Source organism: Pseudoxanthomonas sangjuensis (genome assembly GCF_010211755.1).
Classification (GTDB): Bacteria; Pseudomonadota; Gammaproteobacteria; order Xanthomonadales; family Xanthomonadaceae; genus Pseudoxanthomonas_A; species Pseudoxanthomonas_A sangjuensis.
Genome location: NZ_PDWR01000008.1, coordinates 12,928 through 29,274 on the forward strand (window position 1 = coordinate 12,928; position 16,347 = coordinate 29,274).

A 16,347-nucleotide genomic window follows, 5' to 3' on the forward strand; every position below is an offset into this window, starting at 1 on the left:
ATCCGTCGTTAACCGGCGGCTAATCCGGATCGCGCGCGCCGTGGTTAAGCCCACGTGCACGTTCAGGTCGTGCCGCAAAGGCGATTCAGGGGAAGGCTAGCACCGTGGCGTCGTGCGACGTTGGCGCACGTTCCATTACAACCATTACTCGACGGAGCCAGACGAAACCATGAGCCACAACAACCGCAAACCGATCTTCGCGCTACTCGCGCTGGCCACCGCATTCGGCGCGGCCCCGGCATTCGCGCAGGACGCGACCGGCACCGCCCCGCCGCAGGACGCGGAGCAGCAGTCCACCCAGCCGACGACCGCGCCCCCCACCACCGGCGCGGAACAGCAGACCCCCACCACGAGCTATCCGCAAACCCAGACCTCGGGCGACGCGTCTTCGCAATCCGCCGGTGCCACCGGCACGCAGAAGGGCTGGGAAGAGGTCGACACCGACAAGGACGGCACGATCAGCAAGCAGGAAGCCACGGCCAGCGACGGCCTGACGAAGATCTTCGACCAGGCCGACGCCGATGCCGACGGCAAGCTGACCACCGACGAATACAAGGACTTCGTCAGCAAGAACTACGGCGAACAACCGCAGACCACGCCGTAAGCCGACGAGCCGACGGAGTCGAGAGGAGCCCTCCCCCGCGGAACCAGGTGGGGGAGGGCGGAAGGGGCAGGGACGCCCGGCGCGCCACGCAATGCGCGGCGCGCGATGGCATTACCACCCATCCACGAAGGAGGATCTGCCGATGATTGGCACGAATGCATACATCCGCCTGTTGCCGCTGGCGGCATTGCTGGCGTTTGCAGCCGGTTGCCAGCCGGCCGCCGACAGCGAAACCGCGGCCGGCACGACGCCGCCGGCCGAAGCGCCGGCAACGGAGCCGGCCGATGCGAACACGCCGCCGGCCACGACCAATGCCGACGCAACCAACGCGGACAGCACCATGCCGCCCGCCGAGGGCGACATGTCCATGCCGCAGCAGGAACAACCGCCGGCAACGGAGCAGCCGGCTACGCCGCCTGCCGAAGACGAACAGCCGACGACGCCGCCGGCGCAGGAGAAGTAACAGCAGGGCAGCAGAAGTACCGAAGCAGAGGTGGTCCCGCAACCATCGCGGCAGGGATGCCGCGATGGCCTTGCGGTATCCTGCGCATCCTTCATCCGCATTACGGGAGCAGCGCGGGATGGGCGGCATCCGCTGGGTCGGTTTCGACGGCGACGACACGCTGTGGCGCAGCGAGGACTACTATCGCGCCGCCGAACGGGAATTCGAACGCGTGCTCGGCGCATACATCGACCTCGGCGACCGCGACACGCAGCGGCACCTGCTCGGGGTCGAACGCCGCAACCTGCGCGTGTTCGGCTATGGCGCCAAGGGCATGACCCTGTCGATGGTCGAGGCCGCGATCGAGCTGACCGACGCGCGCATTTCCGCGCACGACATCCACCGCATCGTCGAGATCGGCCGCGCCACGCTGCAGCATCCGGTCGAACTGCTCGACGGCATCCGCGCGGCGGTGGAAGCCATCGCCGCCACCCACGAGATCGTACTGATCACCAAGGGCGACCTGTTCCACCAGGAGGCGAAGATCGCGCAGTCCGGCCTGGCCGACTTGTTCCACCGCATCGAGGTCGTCTCGGAGAAGGATCCGCCGACCTACGCGCGCGTGCTGCGCGAACTCGGCGTCGACGCGGACGGGTTCGCGATGATCGGCAATTCGCTGCGCTCGGACATCGCTCCGGTGCTCGAACTCGGCGGCTGGGGCGTGCACATGCCGTACCCGCTGACCTGGGCGCACGAGGCCGAGCATGCGTTGAACGGCGACGAGGCGCGGATGCTGGCGGTCGAATCGGCGGCGCAGCTGCCGGCGGCGCTGGCGGAAATCGAGGCGCGGCTGGCGCGCGGCTGAAACGCGTCGGGGAAACCGGCCGGCACGCATGCCGGTCCGGCCGTGCCGCTTGCGGTCGGCGAAGCCGGAAGCGGTATTCGACCGACAGGCTGGCGCTGCGCGCGCGGGCAGGGCCAGGCGGGCCCGGCATCGCTCCGCCCTCTCCCGTGCGGGAGCGGGCGTCGTCGCTTTCAGGAGGTTTCGTAGGTGCCGGACTGCGCGTTCAGCGCAGTTGCAGCACCAGCACCGATTTCGCCGGCAAGTCGACCTGCAGTCGTCCCCCCTCGATCCGCGCACCGTCGAAATCCGCCGGCGCGACCGCGTCGGGACGCTCGAAGGTGTTTTTCGCGGTGATCTCTGCTGCGGTCAGGATGCGCCCGGAAACGCCGGTGGCCGCAACGCCCTGCAGTTTCACCGCGACCGCGGCACTGGTGTCCGGATCGAGGTTGGTCAGCGCAACGTAGACCTGCCCGTCCTTGCCGCGCACCGCCGAACCGTGCACCGACGGCACCGTCCACTTGCCGCGGGTGTACGCCGGCGCGCCGATTTCCAGCGGCAGCACGGTCGCGTCCTGGAACGGCTTGTACATCGCGAAGACGTGGTAGGTGGGCGTGAGCACCATCTTCTCGTCCCGGGTCAGGATCATCGCTTGCAGCACGTTCACCATCTGCGCGATGTTGGCCATCTTCACCCGGTCGGCGTGGGCGCTGAAGATGTCGAAGTGCAGCGAGGCCACCAGCGCGTCGCGCAGCGTGTTCTGCTGGTGCAGGAAGCCGGGGTTGACCCCGGGCAGGCCGGCGTACCAGGTGCCCCATTCGTCGACGAACAGCGCGACCTTCTTCTCCGGGTCGTACTTGTCCATGATCGCGGTGTGGCGCGCGATCAGCTCGTCCATGCGCAGCGCGGCGGACAGGGTCTCGATCCATTCGTCCTCGCCGAATTCGATCGACGAATACCGCGGCGGCCAGCCGCCGGGAATCGTGTAGTTGTGCAGCGACAGCGCGTCGGCGTGGTCGCGCGCCTCGCGCATGAACACTTCGGTCCAGTGGTAGTCGTCGGTGTTGGCGCCGGCGGCGACCTTCATGATCTTCTGCCCCGGCGGCGCCTTCACGAAGGTCTGGTAGCGGCGGTGCAGGTCGGCGGCGTACTCGGCGCGCATGTTGCCGCCGCAGCCCCACAACTCGTTGCCGATGCCGAAGTACGGCACCTTCCACGGCTTGTCGCGGCCGTTGGCGCGGCGTTCCTGCGCCAGGGTCGACCCGGTGTCCGAGGTCATGTACTCGACCCACTCGGCCATTTCCCGCGGCGTGCCGTCGCCGACGTTGCCGGACACGTAGGCGTCGGCGCCGATCAGCTCGGCGAAGTCCATGAATTCGTGGGTGCCGAACGCGTTCGTTTCCTCGACGCCGCCCCAGTGGGTGTTGACCTTGACCGGGCGCTTGTCGCGCGCGCCGATGCCTTCGCGCCAGTGGTACTCGTCGGCGAAGCAGCCGCCCGGCCAGCGCACCACCGGTACCTGCAGCGCCTTCAGCGCCGCGACCACGTCGTTGCGGTAGCCGTGGGTGTTGGGGATCTTCGAGTCCTCGCCGACCCAGATGCCGCCGTAGATGCCGAAGCCCAGGTGCTCGGCGAACTGGCCGAAGAGGTTGCGGCTGAAAGTCGCGCCGGGCCGGTCGGCGTGCAGCGTGGCATCGACCGCGTTGGGGCCTTGCGCCGCCGCGGCGCCGGCGATCACCGACATGGCCGTGGCCAGGCCCAGCTTTCGCAGAGTGTCCTTCAGCATCGTGTCTACCTCTGGCATGGCGGAAACGGAAAGAACCCGCCCGGCGCGCCCGCGGCAGGTCCGCGGCGCGTCCGGGCGGAGGGGGACTCAGAAGCGATAGCGCAGCCCCAGCGCGAAGGTGCGGCTGAACAGCGAGGTGCCGAAATTGTGCGTGTTCGGGTACTCGTAATAGCTCTGGGTCAGCTCGTTGGTCAGGTTGGCCGCGTCGAAGGTCAGGGTCAACGCGTCGGTCGCATCGTAACTGAGCTGGAAGTCCATGCTGCTCTCGGGCTTGTTGTAGACGCCCAGCGGGTTGGCGAACAGCGCCGCTTCGTAGTGGTGCAGGAAATCGTCGCGCCAGACGTAGGACAGGCGCGCGCCGAACTTTTCGCTTTCGTAGGCCAGCACCACGCTGTAGGAACTGTCGGAGACGCCGAACATCGGCGTGGTCTGGGTGCCGACGACTTCGCCGGCGCTGTTGGTGACCGGGATGTCCTGGCTGGAGGTCAGCCGGGTGAAGCTGGCCTGCACGCCGAGGCCGTTGAGCCAGCCGGGCAGGTCGTCCGGGAAGTAGACGGCGCCGACCTCGAAGCCCTTGAGTTCGCCGTTGGAGGCGTTGTCCGGCTGGGTCAGGATGTAGTCGTAGCCCTCGAAGGTCACGCGGCGGCGGAAGTCGCTGACCATGCCTTCGATGTCGCGGCGGAACAGCGTGGCGTAGACCGCGTTGCCGGGGGAGAAGTACCACTCCAGCGACAGGTCGATGTTCTTCGACTCGGTCGGCGCCAGGTTCGGGTTGCCACCGCTGGCGGTGCCGTAGCCGATGTTGGTGACGTCCTCGACGTAGATGATGTTGGGGTTGAGCTGGGCGAAGTTCGGGCGGCGCAGGGTCTCGCCGTAGGCCAGGCGCAGCATCAGGTCGGGGGTGAAGCCGTAGCGCAGCATCACGCTGGGCAGCAGCTTCGACGCGCTGGCCGAGGCGCTGCCTTCGCCAAAACGCATGTCGGTGTCGACGTCGACGTAGCGCAGGCCGACCTGGCCGTCGAACGTGCCGCTGCCCAGGTCGGTGGCGAAATCGGCCTGCACGTACAGCGCCGTGGTCGTTTCGTCGACGTTGAAGTTCTCGGTCAGCACCAGCTGGTCGCTGGTGGGCCGGCCATACAGCGCGCGATAGTAGTCGGCGTTGTCGCGGATGTAGTGGCCGTCGGGCACCACCCACGAAGTCGGCACGTCGGAATGGCCATCGAAGAAGCCGTGGTTGATCGATTGCAGGCCGTCGGCGGAGGCGAACGAGCAATCCAGCACCTCGCGGTTGCAGCCCTGGTCGTTGCCCACGCGCTGGCCCTCGCTGGCGCTGCGGTCGTCGTAGCGCACGCCGAAGGAGAGCCTTTGCACCGGGCCCCAGTTGGCCGCGTACTCGCCGTCGAAGGTGAAGGTGGCCGCGTCGCCCTTCGAATAGTTGGCGTTGTCGTACAACTGGGCCAGGGTCCACTGCGCCGGGTCGGCCGCATTGCTTTCGTCGATGTCCGGGGTGGCGGGATCGTCGACGAAGCCGAACGCCGGGATGCCGCGGCCGCTGTTGAAGTCGACCCAGACCTCGCGCGTCACCCGGTCGGCGCGCATCGCGAAGAAGTCGCTCTCGAATTCGCTGTCCTGCCAGGTCAGTTCGGACTTCAGCTTCAGGTTGTCGCCCACCTCCCACTTGCCGCCCAGCGCGTAGAGCATGCTGTCGGTCTTGCCGGTGCTGAGGTCGCCGCTGGTGAAGTTGTACGGGAAGCCGATGCCCTGGCGCGACTTGACCACGTTGGTGCCCGGGTACACCTCGATGTTCTGCGCGGGATCGTCGCCCAGCGCGCCCCACCAGTCGACGAACGAGAACAGCAGCGAGTTGAAGCCCTCGTTGCGGTAGCCGTTGTAGAACGCCTCGAACGTGTATTCCGAACTGTCGTTCGGCGCCCACTGCAGCGAAAGGCTGGCCGCCGGCCGCTCGCGCTTGCCGGTGAAATCGCTGGCGAAGATCGCATCGCGCGACAGCAGGTATTCGTATTGCTGGCCGTTCACCGGCAGGGTCGAGCCGGCCGCGAACGGCAGGCCCGCCTCCAGGCCCGGCTGCCAGACTTCCTGGCCGTTGATCATCGTATCGATGCGCTGGTAGGGCACGAAGCCTTCCGGCGGCTGGTCGGTGAAGAACGGCACCATCGCACCGGCGGTCACGCTCTGGTCGCGGTAGTTGGTCTCGGCGTAGGAGACGTTGAGCAGCGCGCCGAAGCGGCCTTCGCCGACCTTCCAGACGTTGGAGAGCAGCGCGCTGACGTTGGGGTCGGTGTTGTCCGATTGTTCCTGGTAGATGCCGCGCGCGGCCACCACGACCTGTCTGCCGTCGAAGTCGAACGGCCGGTGGGTGTGGATGTCGAGGGCGCCGGCGATGCCGGTTTCGATGTGGCTGGCCGAACGGGTCTTGTAGATCTCGACGCTGGACAGCAGGCTGGCCGGCACGTCCTGCAATGCCACCGAGCGCCCGGAGGCGGTGAAGATGTTGCGGCCGTTGATGGTGGTGGTGACGTCGTTGAGGCCGCGGATCGACACCGTCGACACTTCGCCGCCGCCGCGATCGGTGGTCTGCACGCCGGTGATGCGCTGCATCGCCTCGATCAGGTTGTTGTCGGGGAACTTGCCGATGTCCTCGGCGACGATCGCGTCGACGATCTGCATCGAGCCCTGCTTGATCGCCTGCGCGCTCATCAGGCTGGCGCGCAGGCCGCGCACCTCGACCTTGTCCAGTTCGGTCGCCGGGTCGGCGGCCGGCGGGCGCGGCGCGTTCGGGTCTTCGGCGGTGGGGCAGACCTGGGCGGGCGCGGGCGGCTGCGACTGCTGCGCGGCGGCGGGCGCGATGGCCAGCGCGGCGGCCAGCGCGACGGGCAATGCGGCCAATGGCAGGGTATGCGTTTGCGTCTGACGATTCGTGCGCTTCATTGCATGGGCTCTCGAATTAGCGTGACTGGGCGGTCGAAAGACCGGATGGCATGCGATCTGCGGTTGTCGCGTACCGCATCGACTGGCGCGCCGCTGCGCGGCGGCAAACAGCGGCAGCCGGCGGTGGGGGCGGGGAGCGGAGCGTTCCGCGGCGATGGCGCGGATGCGCAGGGGCGGCGCAAAAAAGGCAAACGCAAGGCCTCGCGGCATGTCGCCATGCCGTCACGTATGGGCGTCGTCACTTTCAACCCCTCCCGGTCTACGTCTGGACGCAACTGATCCGATTTTCCCGGACGTGCTGCATGTCGACGTCCGGTGCGCCATTTGCCCTGCATTGGGCAGACCATGGCTGCAGGTCGAGCATAGCGACGCGCTCTATAACCTGCTAATGAATTTAATCGGGAAAAGGATATGTAAAGAAGTATCTGTTTCAGTACGCGGAGGCGGCACTCGCGCCATTCGATTTTCATCGCCCGCCATGCGATTCCCGACATGGTTGCGGGCAACTCCGGCGCCTATGCTGCGTGGGGCCATATCGCGGCCGACAAACGCACAAGGAGCGACGTGGCGCTGGTTCGCAGTTTCGGTCGACTCGATGACGGCACCCAGGTACGTGCTTGCCGGCTTGGCGACGACGATGGCCTGCAGGCCGAGATCCTCGACCTGGGCGGCATCCTCGCCCGCCTGGAGATCCCCGTGGAAGGCAATCGCGTCGGCCTGGTGCTCGGCTTGCCCGATGCCGGCGCCTACCGCGCCGATCCGGCGTATTTGGGCATCCTGGTCGGACGCTACGGCAACCGCATTGCCGCATCGCGTTTCTCGCTGGACGGGCGCGGGTACCGACTGGCCGCGAACGAAGGCCACAACCACCTGCACGGCGGCATGCTGGGCTTCGGCCGGCGGATGTGGACGGTCGGGTCGCATGCAAACGACGCGCTGGTACTGCACTACCGCTCGCCCGACGGCGAAGAAGGCTATCCGGGCATGCTCGATGTGACCGCGACCTATCGCCTGCAGGGCATGCGCCTGCAACTGCGGTTCGAAGCGCGCTGCGACGCGCCGACGCCGTTCAATCCCACCCACCATCCCTACTTCAACCTCGCCGGCAATCCGGCCGTTCCGGCCGCCTCGCAGTGGCTGCGCGTGCCGGCCGACGATTACCTGCCGATCGATGCCGAACTGCTCCCGACCGGCGAGATGGCCGACGTGGCCGGTACGCCGTTCGACTTCCGCCAGGCCGCGACGTTGGCCGCGCGCCACGACGAAGCCGATGCGCAATTGCGCGTCGGCGGCGGCTACGACCATTGCCTGGTGCTGCGACAGCCGCACGACTGTGCCGCCGAGCTGTATTCGCCGCACAGCGGCGTGGCCATGCGCATTCTCTGCGACGCGCCAGCCCTGCAGCTTTACGGCGGGCACGGGCTGGACGTGCAGCACCCGCAGCTCGGCCGCGGCCTGTGCCTGGAGCCGCAGGATTTCCCGGACGCGCCGAACCACGCGAATTTCCCCGATGCGATCCTGCGCCCCGGTCAACACTATCGTCGCGAGATCGAATACGTCTTCGCGCTGCCCGGCCGCGATCGCGAGTGGACCGAGGTGACGGCGGCGCTGGACCGGGCCTGAGTTCAGCCGGCGAAACGGTTCGCCGGCAATCCCGGCACATCCAGTTCCACCGCAAACAGGCCACCGGCCAGCGGCTGCGCAGCGCGCTTCGTCTCGTCCAGGTCGACCGTGGCCGTGGTGATGTACAGCGTGCGCAGGTCCGGTCCGCCGAACGCACAACTGGTGACGTTCGTGGCGGGCAACGTTATCCGGGCCAGTTCGGTGCCCTCGCCGTCGTGGCAAGTCACCGCGCCACCGCCCCAGCGCGCGATCCACAGGCGGCCCCTGGCATCGGTGGTCATGCCGTCCGGCACGCCTTCGCTGGCGGCATCGAATTGCCGCCACAGGCGGCGCTCGCCGAGGGTGCCGCGCTCCGGGTCGAAATCGATCGCCCACGTGCGGGCATGGCCGGTCTCGTTGAAGTACATCGTGCGCCCGTCCAGCGACCATGTCGGGCCGTTGGAGATGCACACCTGATCGAGCAGGCGCGTGCAGCGACCGCCTCCTTCGTAGCGGTACAGCGCGCCGGTCCAGGCCCGGCACGCATAGTCCGTGCTGCCGATCCAGAAGCGCCCGCGCGCATCGCACTTGCCGTCGTTGAAGCGGTTGCCGGTACGCTGCGGCTCGGGCCGGTGCAGGCGGACGAGCTCGCCGCTTGCAGGATCGAACAGGGCCAGGTCGTGGCGCAGGCTCAGCAGCAGGCCGGGGGCGCGCTCGCGTTCGGCCAATGCCGAGACTTCCTCTTCGAAATGCCAGCTGCGGCATTCGCCGCTGTCGGGCCGGTAGCGGTGCAGCGCCTTGCCGAGGATATCGACGAAGTACAGCGCCTGTTCGCGCGCCGACCAGCATGCGCCTTCGCCGAGCGTGGCCGCCAGGGGCCAGACGCAGCGCGGTGCAGACACGGCGCGAGGAACGGACACGCGCGGAACCGCAAGGCCCATCAGTGCGAATCGCGGCCGACGCCGTCGCCGCTGCCGCCGACCAGCACGTCCAGGTCCGCGCCAAGGTGCGCCTGCTGCACGTGGTCGACGTAGATCTTGGCCCAGCCGCGGGTCGGACGCGGCGGTTCGCGCCACTCCGCGCGTCGGCGCGCCAGTTCGTCGTCGGACACATCCAGATGCAGGCGCCGGCTCGGCACGTCCAGCTCGATGAAGTCGCCGTTGCGCACCAGGGCCAGTGTGCCGCCAGCGGCGGCTTCGGGCGAAACGTGCAGGACCACGGTGCCGTAGGCGGTGCCGCTCATGCGCGCGTCGGAAATGCGCACCAGGTCGGTGATGCCCCGGCGCAACAGCTTCGGTGGCAGCGGCATGTTGCCGACTTCGGCCATGCCGGGATAGCCGCGCGGACCGCAGTTCTGCAGCACCATCACGCAGGTTTCGTCGATGTCCAGCGCCTCGTCGTCGATGCGCGCCTTGAAATCCTCGATGCTCTCGAACACCACCGCGCGGCCGCGATGCTTCAGCAATCCCGGCGACGCCGCGGACGGCTTGATCACCGCGCCATCCGGCGCCAGGTTGCCGCGCAGCACGGCGATGCCGGCTTCCGTGCGCAACGGCTGGTCCGCGCTGCGGATCACGTCGCGGTTCCAGCATGGCGCCTGCGCGATGTTCTCGCCCAGGGTGCGGCCGTTGGCCGTCGGCGTATCCAGATGCAGGTGCGGGGAAATTTCGCGCAGTACCGCGGGCAGGCCGCCGGCATAGAAGAAGTCTTCCATCAGGTACTGGCCCGACGGCTTCAGGTTGACCAGGCACGGCAGCTTGGAAGCCAGCTCGTCGAAGTCCTGCAGCGACAACGGCACGCCGATACGCCCCGCCAGCGCCAGCAGGTGCACCACCGCGTTGGTCGAGCCGCCGATCGCGGCGTTGGCGCGGATCGCGTTCTCGAACGCGGCGCGGGTGAGGATGCGCGACATGCGCAGGTCTTCCTCGACCATCTGCACGATGCGCCGGCCGCTGAGGTGCGCCAGGCGGAAGCGGCGCGAATCGACCGCGGGGATGGCGGCGTTTTCCGGCAGCGACATGCCCAGCGCCTCGACCATGCAGGCCATCGTCGAGGCCGTGCCCATGGTCATGCAACTGCCCTTGGAACGCTGCATGCAGGCTTCGGCTTCGACGAATTCCTCCTGCTCCAGCGTGCCGGCGCGCACCATCTCCGACATCTCGATCACGCCGGTGCCGGAACCGACCGGCTGGCCGCGCCAGTTGCCCGACAGCGATGGCCCGCCGGAAATGGCGATCGTCGGCAAGTCCACGCTGGCCGCGCCCATCAGCAACGAAGGCGTGGTCTTGTCGCAGCCGACCAGCAATACCACGCCGTCGATGGGATTGGCGCGGATCGATTCCTCCACGTCCATGCTGACCAGGTTGCGGAACAGCATCGCGGTCGGGCGCATCTGGGTTTCGCCCAGCGACATCACCGGGAACTCCAGCGGCAAACCGCCGGCTTCGTGGATACCGCGCTTGACGTGCTCGGCCAGTTCGCGCAGCGAGCTGTTGCAGGGGGTCAGTTCCGACCAGGTGTTGCAGATGCCGATGACCGGGCGGCCGTCGAACATGTCGTGGGTCAAGCCCAGGCTCTTCAGCCAGCTGCGGTAGTAGAAGCCCTGCTTGCCTACGCGGCCGAACCATTCCTGGCTGCGTCGAACCGGCTTGTCGGGTGCGCCCATGACTGACGGGATCCTTGATCGGATGGAGCGAGGTATGCGTCGGGGCGGACGCGCATTGCGCGTGGGAACCCTTTACGGCGGCGATGCTACCGGGCATATTGATATTGTAAAAATAACAATATCCGCACTATCGATACGAAGGTTTGTATCTATTTCGCGCCCTCCGTGGAGACGACATCCGTGTCAGGAATCAACCTTGCAATCGTCGGCATCGGCAAGATCGTGCGCGACCAGCACCTCCCGGCCGTGGCCGGGAACGGCGACTATCGGCTGGTCGCCGCGGCCAGCCGCCATGGGAAGGTGGAGGGCATCGACAACTTCGCCTCGATCGAAGAGATGCTGTCGGCGGTGCCGTCGATCCAGGCCGTCTCGCTGTGCATGCCGCCGCAATACCGCTACCCGGCGGCGGTGAAGGCGCTTGCGGCCGGCAAGCACGTGTTCCTGGAAAAACCGCCGGGCGCGACGCTTTCGGAGGTCGCCGACCTCGCGGCGCTGGCCGATGCCAACGGACTGTCGCTCTTCGCCAGCTGGCATTCCCGTTACGCGCCGGCCGTGGAAGCGGCCAGGCAATTCCTGGCCGGCACGCGGATCCGTTCCATGCGGGTGACCTGGAAGGAAGACGTGCGCCAGTGGCACCCCAACCAGGAATGGATCTGGCAGGCCGGCGGACTGGGCGTGTTCGATCCGGGCATCAATGCGCTTTCCATCGTCACCCGGATCCTGCCGCGCCCGGTGTTCGCCACGGCCGCGACGCTGGAATTCCCGGAAAACCGCGATGCGCCGATCGCCGCCTCGATCGACTTCACCGACGCCAGCGGCCTGGACCTGAGGGCCGAATTCGACTGGCGCCAGACCGGCAGGCAGAGCTGGGACATCGTCGCGCGAACCGATGCCGGCGAGATGGTGTTGTCGGAGGGCGGTGCCAGGTTGTCGGTCGATGGCAAGCTGGTGCACGAACAGCCGGAGCAGGAGTATCCGCTGCTGTACAGGCGCTTCGCCGAGATCATCAAGGCCGGCCAATCGGACGTCGACCTCACGCCGCTGCGCCATGTCGCCGACGCCTTCATGCTGGGCCGGCGCAAGATTGTCGAGGCCTTCCACGATTGACCATTTGCAGGAGCCACGGGACGCCGCTCCTGCAAAAAAACAGCAAAGGAACGGATCAGGAAACCATTTCCAGCCTGGCCATGGGGGATTCCGTGTTCTGCTCCCCCGGTTTCATCGCGCAGGCGGAACGGAAACCCCCGCTTCGGTCTGCACCACCGGCTTCATCGTCCCGTCCGCGTTGTACTGCAGGTACTCGACCGTAACCGCGCGGCGGCCGATCGAGCCGTTCTGGTCGCCGATGGCGAGCGCGGCGTTGTGCAGGAACAGGTACCACTGGCCCTTGAACTCGGCGATGCCCGGGTGGATGGTGAAGCTGTACTTGCCCGAGCCGGTCAGTTCGCCGCGATACGTCCACGGGCCGCGGATCGACGGGGCGGTGGCGTAGGACACCTTCTCGTCGCGGTGGCTGGCGCGGTCCAGCGAGGCGTAGGTGAGGTAGTAGGTGTCGCCGCGCTTGTGCAGCCAGGGGCCTTCCTCGAAATGCGGCGGCGTGATCTCGGTGATCTCGCCGTCGATCTCGATCATGTCCGGCTTGAGCCGGGCGATGTAGCACTGCCGGTTGCCCCACGCGATCCAGGTGGTGCCGTCGTCGTCGGTGAACACCGTCGGGTCGATGTCCTCCCAACTGTGCGTGCCCATGGGCGTCATCTCGTTGGTGACCAGCGCCGAGCCCTTCGCATCGACGAACGGGCCGGTCGGCGAATCGGACACGGCCACCGCAATTGCCTTGCCCGGATGCGTATCGTCGTGCTCCACGGCGGCGTAGAACCAGAACTTGCCATCCTTCTCGATCGCCTGCGAGGCCCACGCGTCGGCCTTGGCCCACTTGAAGTCGGCCACCTTCATGATCGGACCATGGTCGGTCCAGTGCTTCATGTCGGTGGTCGAGTACACCAGCCACTCGCGCATGTTGAACATCTCGTCGCGCTGGGCCTCGTCGTGGCCGACGTAGAGGTAGAGCGTGTCGCCGACCACCAGCGGGGCAGGGTCGGCGGTGAACTTGTCGCGGAACAGCGGGTTGGAGCCGGGTACGGGGTTGTGCACCGGCTTCGCCGCCATCGCGGGCGCGGCCAGCAGCGGCAGCAGGGCCGCGAGCAGGAGTCCGGTGGTGCGCGACGTCATCGTGCGGGCCGCAGGGCGTCGCGCGCGGGTCATCGGGTGGCTTCCTGCGCGGCGGCGTTCCGCGGTTCCAGCCAGCCGTGCATCTTCATCCAGGCGGCGAAGTTGTGGAACCACTGGGTGCTGGTGGTGGGCTTCGGGTACATGCCGAAGCCGTGGCCGCCCTGTTCGTAGAAGTGGAACTCCACCGGGTGGCCGGCGGCGCGCCAGCTTTCGATCAGGCCGAAGCCGCCGTTGGCGAACAGCGGGTCGTCGGCGGCCAGCGCCACGAACAGCGGCGGCGCATCGGCCGGCACGTCCAGCGGCGCCAGCGGGCCGTAGATGTCGCCGAGGAAGGCGGGCTTCGCATCCTCGCCGGCCAGCGCGGTGGCGATGGTGAGCATGGCGCCGGCGGAGAAGCCGACCATGCCGATGCGGTTGCGGTCGATGTTCCATTCGTCGGCGCGGCTGCGCACCAGCGCGAACGCGGCGCGCGCGTCGGCGATCTGCGGGCCGAGCGTGGCGATGGACGACATCGGATCCACGCGATGGCGCGGCACCGGACCGGAGAGCATCTCGCGGATCGACTGCGCGAAGCCGTCCAGGTCCGGCGGGGTCTGGTTGAGCCGGTACTTGAGCACGAACGCGGCCACGCCGCGGTCGGCCAGCGCCTGCGCCACCTGCCAGCCTTCGTTCTCCATCGACAGCGAGCGGAAGCCACCGCCCGGGGCGACGATCACCGCCGTGCCGGTGGCCTTGGCCGGATCGGGCAGGAACGGGGTCAGCGTGGCGATGGTGACGTTGCGCGCGAACATGCTGCCGTACTGGCGGTGCCAGGCTTCGGGGGTCTTCGCGTCGGGCAGCGGCCCGGTACCCAGCTCGATCGCGTCGGGCTGTGCGGGAATCGCGATCGGCGTCATCGCATCGTCCTGTGCGGCGACCGGCGCGGCCACCGCACAAAGCGATGCCGCGATCAGCGCGACGCGAGCGAACGCGGACGGGAAGTGGGACCTGAAGGGCATGGCTGTTCTCCGGCGTGCGAAATGAAACAGGCGGGTGGTCGGGACCGACGCCGAGTGTAGGGGCCACCGCTCGCGTTTCATGCAGCCATCGGAAATCCGATCGTCGCGATATACGTTTATGTATGGGAGCGCGTCAGCCGTATACCTCGCCCGCGGCCGCCTTCATCGCCGCCAGCACCGTCTGCGCGCCCGGCGACAACAGCCAGTCGGTGCGGGTGATGAAGCCGAAAGAGTCCATCCTGCAGGACAATTCCACCGGCACGACCCGCACCATGCCGTGCTCGGCGTAATGCCGGGCCACGTCGACCGGCACCACGGCCAGGTGGTCGCTGTCCTGCAGCAGGCGCGGCAACAGCACCAGCGCCGCGGTGCCGATCGCCCGCCGCGGCACGTCCAGGCCCGCGTTCTGGAACATGAGTTCGAAGCGATGACGCAGCACGCTGCCTTCCGGCGGCACTACCCAGGACGCCTGAGCCAGCGCTTCCAGCGTGGGCCGCTTCAGCGACAGCAAGGGATGGCCGGGGCGGGCGATCGCGCAAACCTCTTCCTCGGCCAGGGGTTCGTAATGCAGGTTGCGCTTGTCGTGGCGGGCGAACAGGCGGCCGATCATCAGGTCGATCCTGTTCTGCGCCAACTGCTCCAGCAGCACGTCGCTGCTTTCGACCACCACCGACACGCGCAGGTCCGGATGCTGCCGGTTGATCCGCGCCAGCGCCGGCGGCAACAAGGTCATCGCCGGGCCGGCGATCGCGCCGATGGCCACGCTGCCGGCATGGCCAGCCTTCAGCGCGTCGATCTCGGCGCCGGCCTCGTTCAGGCTGGACAGGGCGATGCGCGCGTGGCGGATCATGCTTTCGCCGTACCAGGTCGGGCGCATGCCGCGCGGCAGGCGTTCGAACAGGGCCACGCCGATCAGGTCCTCCAGGTCCTTCAGCAGCTTCGATGCCGCCGGCTGGGACATGTTCAGCACCTCGGCGGCGCGATGGATGTTGCCCTGCTCCTCGATCGCGATCAGCAGCATCAGCTGGCGGGTCTTGAGGCGCGCGCGGACGAACCAGGGGGGCGTCGGCATGGGCGGCTTCCTATATCGGGTTGGATATCGATTATCACTATTTCCATATTTGTTGCATATCCGACATCCCCGCAGAATAGGCAGGGGCCGTCGCGGCCACGCAGGTCCCCATCCCGTCCCAGGCAGTGCACAGATGCGACTGATCCAGTTACTCGACGAATCCGGCGCGGTGCGCGTTGGCGCGACCGGCGCCGACGGGCGCGAGGTTCGGCTGCTGGCGCAAACCGGTTCGATGTACGAACTGGCGATGGCCGCGATCGATGCCGGCCGCGGACTGGAGGCCGAAGCCGGCACGCGCCTTGGCCCGGAGCGCACCGACCTGGTCGAACTGCTGGCGCAGCGCCGCGTGCTGACGCCGTTGCACCATCCGGACCCCGCGCATTGCCGGGTGACCGGTACCGGCCTGACCCACCTGGGTAGCGCCGCGGCCCGCGACGCGATGCACCAGAACCTCAAGCAGCAGGCCGATGCCGGCACGCTCACCGATTCGATGAAGATGTTCCAGTGGGGCGTCGAAGGCGGCATCCCGCGCGACGGCGCGGCGGGCGTGCAGCCGGAATGGTTCTACAAGGGCGATGGCGGCATCCTCGTCGCTCCCGGCCAGCCGCTGCCATCGCCCGCGTTCGCGCTGGACGGCGGCGAGGAGCCGGAACTGGTCGGCCTGTACCTGATCGGCGCCGACGGCACTCCGCACCGGCTTGGCTTCGCCATCGGCAACGAGTTCTCCGACCACGTCACCGAACGCCAGAACTACCTGTACCTGGCCCACTCCAAGCTGCGCGCCTGTGCGGTGGGCCCGGAACTGCGCACCGGCGAGGCGCCGCGCGACCTGCGCGGCAGCAGCCGCATTCGCCGGGGCGGCGAGGTGCTGTGGGAAAAACCCTTCGTCACCGGCGAGGACAACATGTGCCACTCGCTGGCCAACCTGGAATACCACCACTTCAAGTACGCGGCGCACCGCCGTCCCGGCGACGTGCACCTGCACTTCTTCGGCACCGCCACGCTGAGCTTCGCCGACGGCGTGCGCGCGCAGGCAGGCGACGTGTTCGAGATCGAACTGCCCGGCTTCGGCATGCCGCTGGCCAATCCGCTGGCAAGCGTCGAGGCCGGTTTCGCGCTGGGCGGCGTGCAGGTGCTGTAACAATGCCGCCGATCCCGC

Annotated in this window: 13 protein-coding genes; 6 read left to right on the plus strand and 7 right to left on the minus strand. The window is 67.8% G+C overall.

Annotated elements, in window-relative coordinates; all coding sequences use genetic code 11:
• Positions 1-169 precede the first annotated feature (169 nt).
• From CSC71_RS05650 to CSC71_RS05660, 3 genes are all read left to right on the plus strand, one after another.
• Positions 170-604 (plus strand): EF-hand domain-containing protein, encoded by a 435-nt coding sequence (locus CSC71_RS05650; RefSeq protein WP_162373386.1) that lies wholly within the window; start codon positions 170-172, stop codon positions 602-604.
• Positions 605-746: 142 nt separating this feature from the next.
• The gene (locus tag CSC71_RS05655; RefSeq protein ID WP_162373387.1) at positions 747-1,067 is read left to right on the plus strand and encodes a hypothetical protein; all 321 of its coding nucleotides are present in this window, start codon (positions 747-749) and stop codon (positions 1,065-1,067) included.
• Between the two features lie 118 nt (positions 1,068-1,185).
• A complete protein-coding gene (locus CSC71_RS05660) occupies positions 1,186-1,911 on the plus strand; it encodes an HAD family hydrolase (RefSeq protein WP_162373388.1) in 726 nt (241 codons plus the stop codon).
• 202 nt (positions 1,912-2,113) lie between these two features.
• On the opposite strand, the gene CSC71_RS05665 is transcribed toward CSC71_RS05660, so the two are convergent.
• Positions 2,114-3,631: an alpha-N-arabinofuranosidase gene (locus tag CSC71_RS05665; RefSeq protein WP_246192033.1), complete on the minus strand. Its 1,518-nt coding sequence runs from the start codon at positions 3,629-3,631 to the stop codon at positions 2,114-2,116.
• 129 nt (positions 3,632-3,760) lie between these two features.
• The gene (locus tag CSC71_RS05670) at positions 3,761-6,622 is read right to left on the minus strand and encodes a TonB-dependent receptor (RefSeq protein WP_162373389.1); all 2,862 of its coding nucleotides are present in this window, start codon (positions 6,620-6,622) and stop codon (positions 3,761-3,763) included.
• 570 nt (positions 6,623-7,192) lie between these two features.
• Between CSC71_RS05670 and CSC71_RS05675 the strand changes: the two genes are divergently transcribed.
• Positions 7,193-8,245, plus strand: coding sequence for an aldose epimerase family protein (locus CSC71_RS05675; RefSeq protein WP_246192035.1), 1,053 nt, complete (start codon positions 7,193-7,195; stop codon positions 8,243-8,245).
• 2 nt (positions 8,246-8,247) lie between these two features.
• Here CSC71_RS05675 and CSC71_RS05680 read toward each other — a convergent pair whose 3' ends face one another.
• Positions 8,248-9,126, minus strand: a complete 879-nt coding sequence (locus CSC71_RS05680; RefSeq protein ID WP_211367891.1) for an SMP-30/gluconolactonase/LRE family protein — start codon at positions 9,124-9,126, stop codon at positions 8,248-8,250.
• A 38-nt stretch (positions 9,127-9,164) separates the two neighbouring features.
• Positions 9,165-10,889 carry an IlvD/Edd family dehydratase gene (locus CSC71_RS05685; protein WP_162373392.1) on the minus strand — a complete coding sequence of 575 codons (1,725 nt, stop codon included), beginning with the start codon at positions 10,887-10,889 and terminating at the stop codon, positions 9,165-9,167.
• A gap of 180 nt (positions 10,890-11,069) precedes the next feature.
• On the opposite strand from CSC71_RS05685, the gene CSC71_RS05690 reads away from it, so the two are divergent.
• Positions 11,070-11,996: a Gfo/Idh/MocA family protein gene (locus tag CSC71_RS05690; RefSeq protein WP_162373393.1), complete on the plus strand. Its 927-nt coding sequence runs from the start codon at positions 11,070-11,072 to the stop codon at positions 11,994-11,996.
• A 111-nt stretch (positions 11,997-12,107) separates the two neighbouring features.
• Here the strand turns inward: CSC71_RS05690 and CSC71_RS05695 are convergent, their stop codons facing one another.
• The 3 genes from CSC71_RS05695 to CSC71_RS05705 all read right to left on the minus strand — a co-directional run bounded on the left by CSC71_RS05695 (position 12,108) and on the right by CSC71_RS05705 (position 15,188).
• On the minus strand, positions 12,108-13,151 hold the full coding sequence (locus tag CSC71_RS05695; protein ID WP_211367893.1) for a glycoside hydrolase family 43 protein: 1,044 nt from the start codon (positions 13,149-13,151) through the stop codon (positions 12,108-12,110).
• A complete protein-coding gene (locus CSC71_RS05700) occupies positions 13,148-14,116 on the minus strand; it encodes an alpha/beta hydrolase (RefSeq protein ID WP_162373394.1) in 969 nt (322 codons plus the stop codon). The genes CSC71_RS05695 and CSC71_RS05700 overlap by 4 nt, the downstream gene beginning before the upstream one ends.
• 133 nt (positions 14,117-14,249) lie before the next feature.
• Complete coding sequence (locus CSC71_RS05705) at positions 14,250-15,188, minus strand: LysR family transcriptional regulator (protein WP_162373395.1); 939 nt, start codon at positions 15,186-15,188, stop codon at positions 14,250-14,252.
• A gap of 133 nt (positions 15,189-15,321) precedes the next feature.
• Here CSC71_RS05705 and araD1 point away from each other — a divergent pair, with 133 nt between their 5' ends.
• Positions 15,322-16,329: an AraD1 family protein gene (gene araD1, locus CSC71_RS05710; RefSeq protein WP_162373396.1), complete on the plus strand. Its 1,008-nt coding sequence runs from the start codon at positions 15,322-15,324 to the stop codon at positions 16,327-16,329.
• Positions 16,330-16,347: the final 18 nt, after the last annotated feature.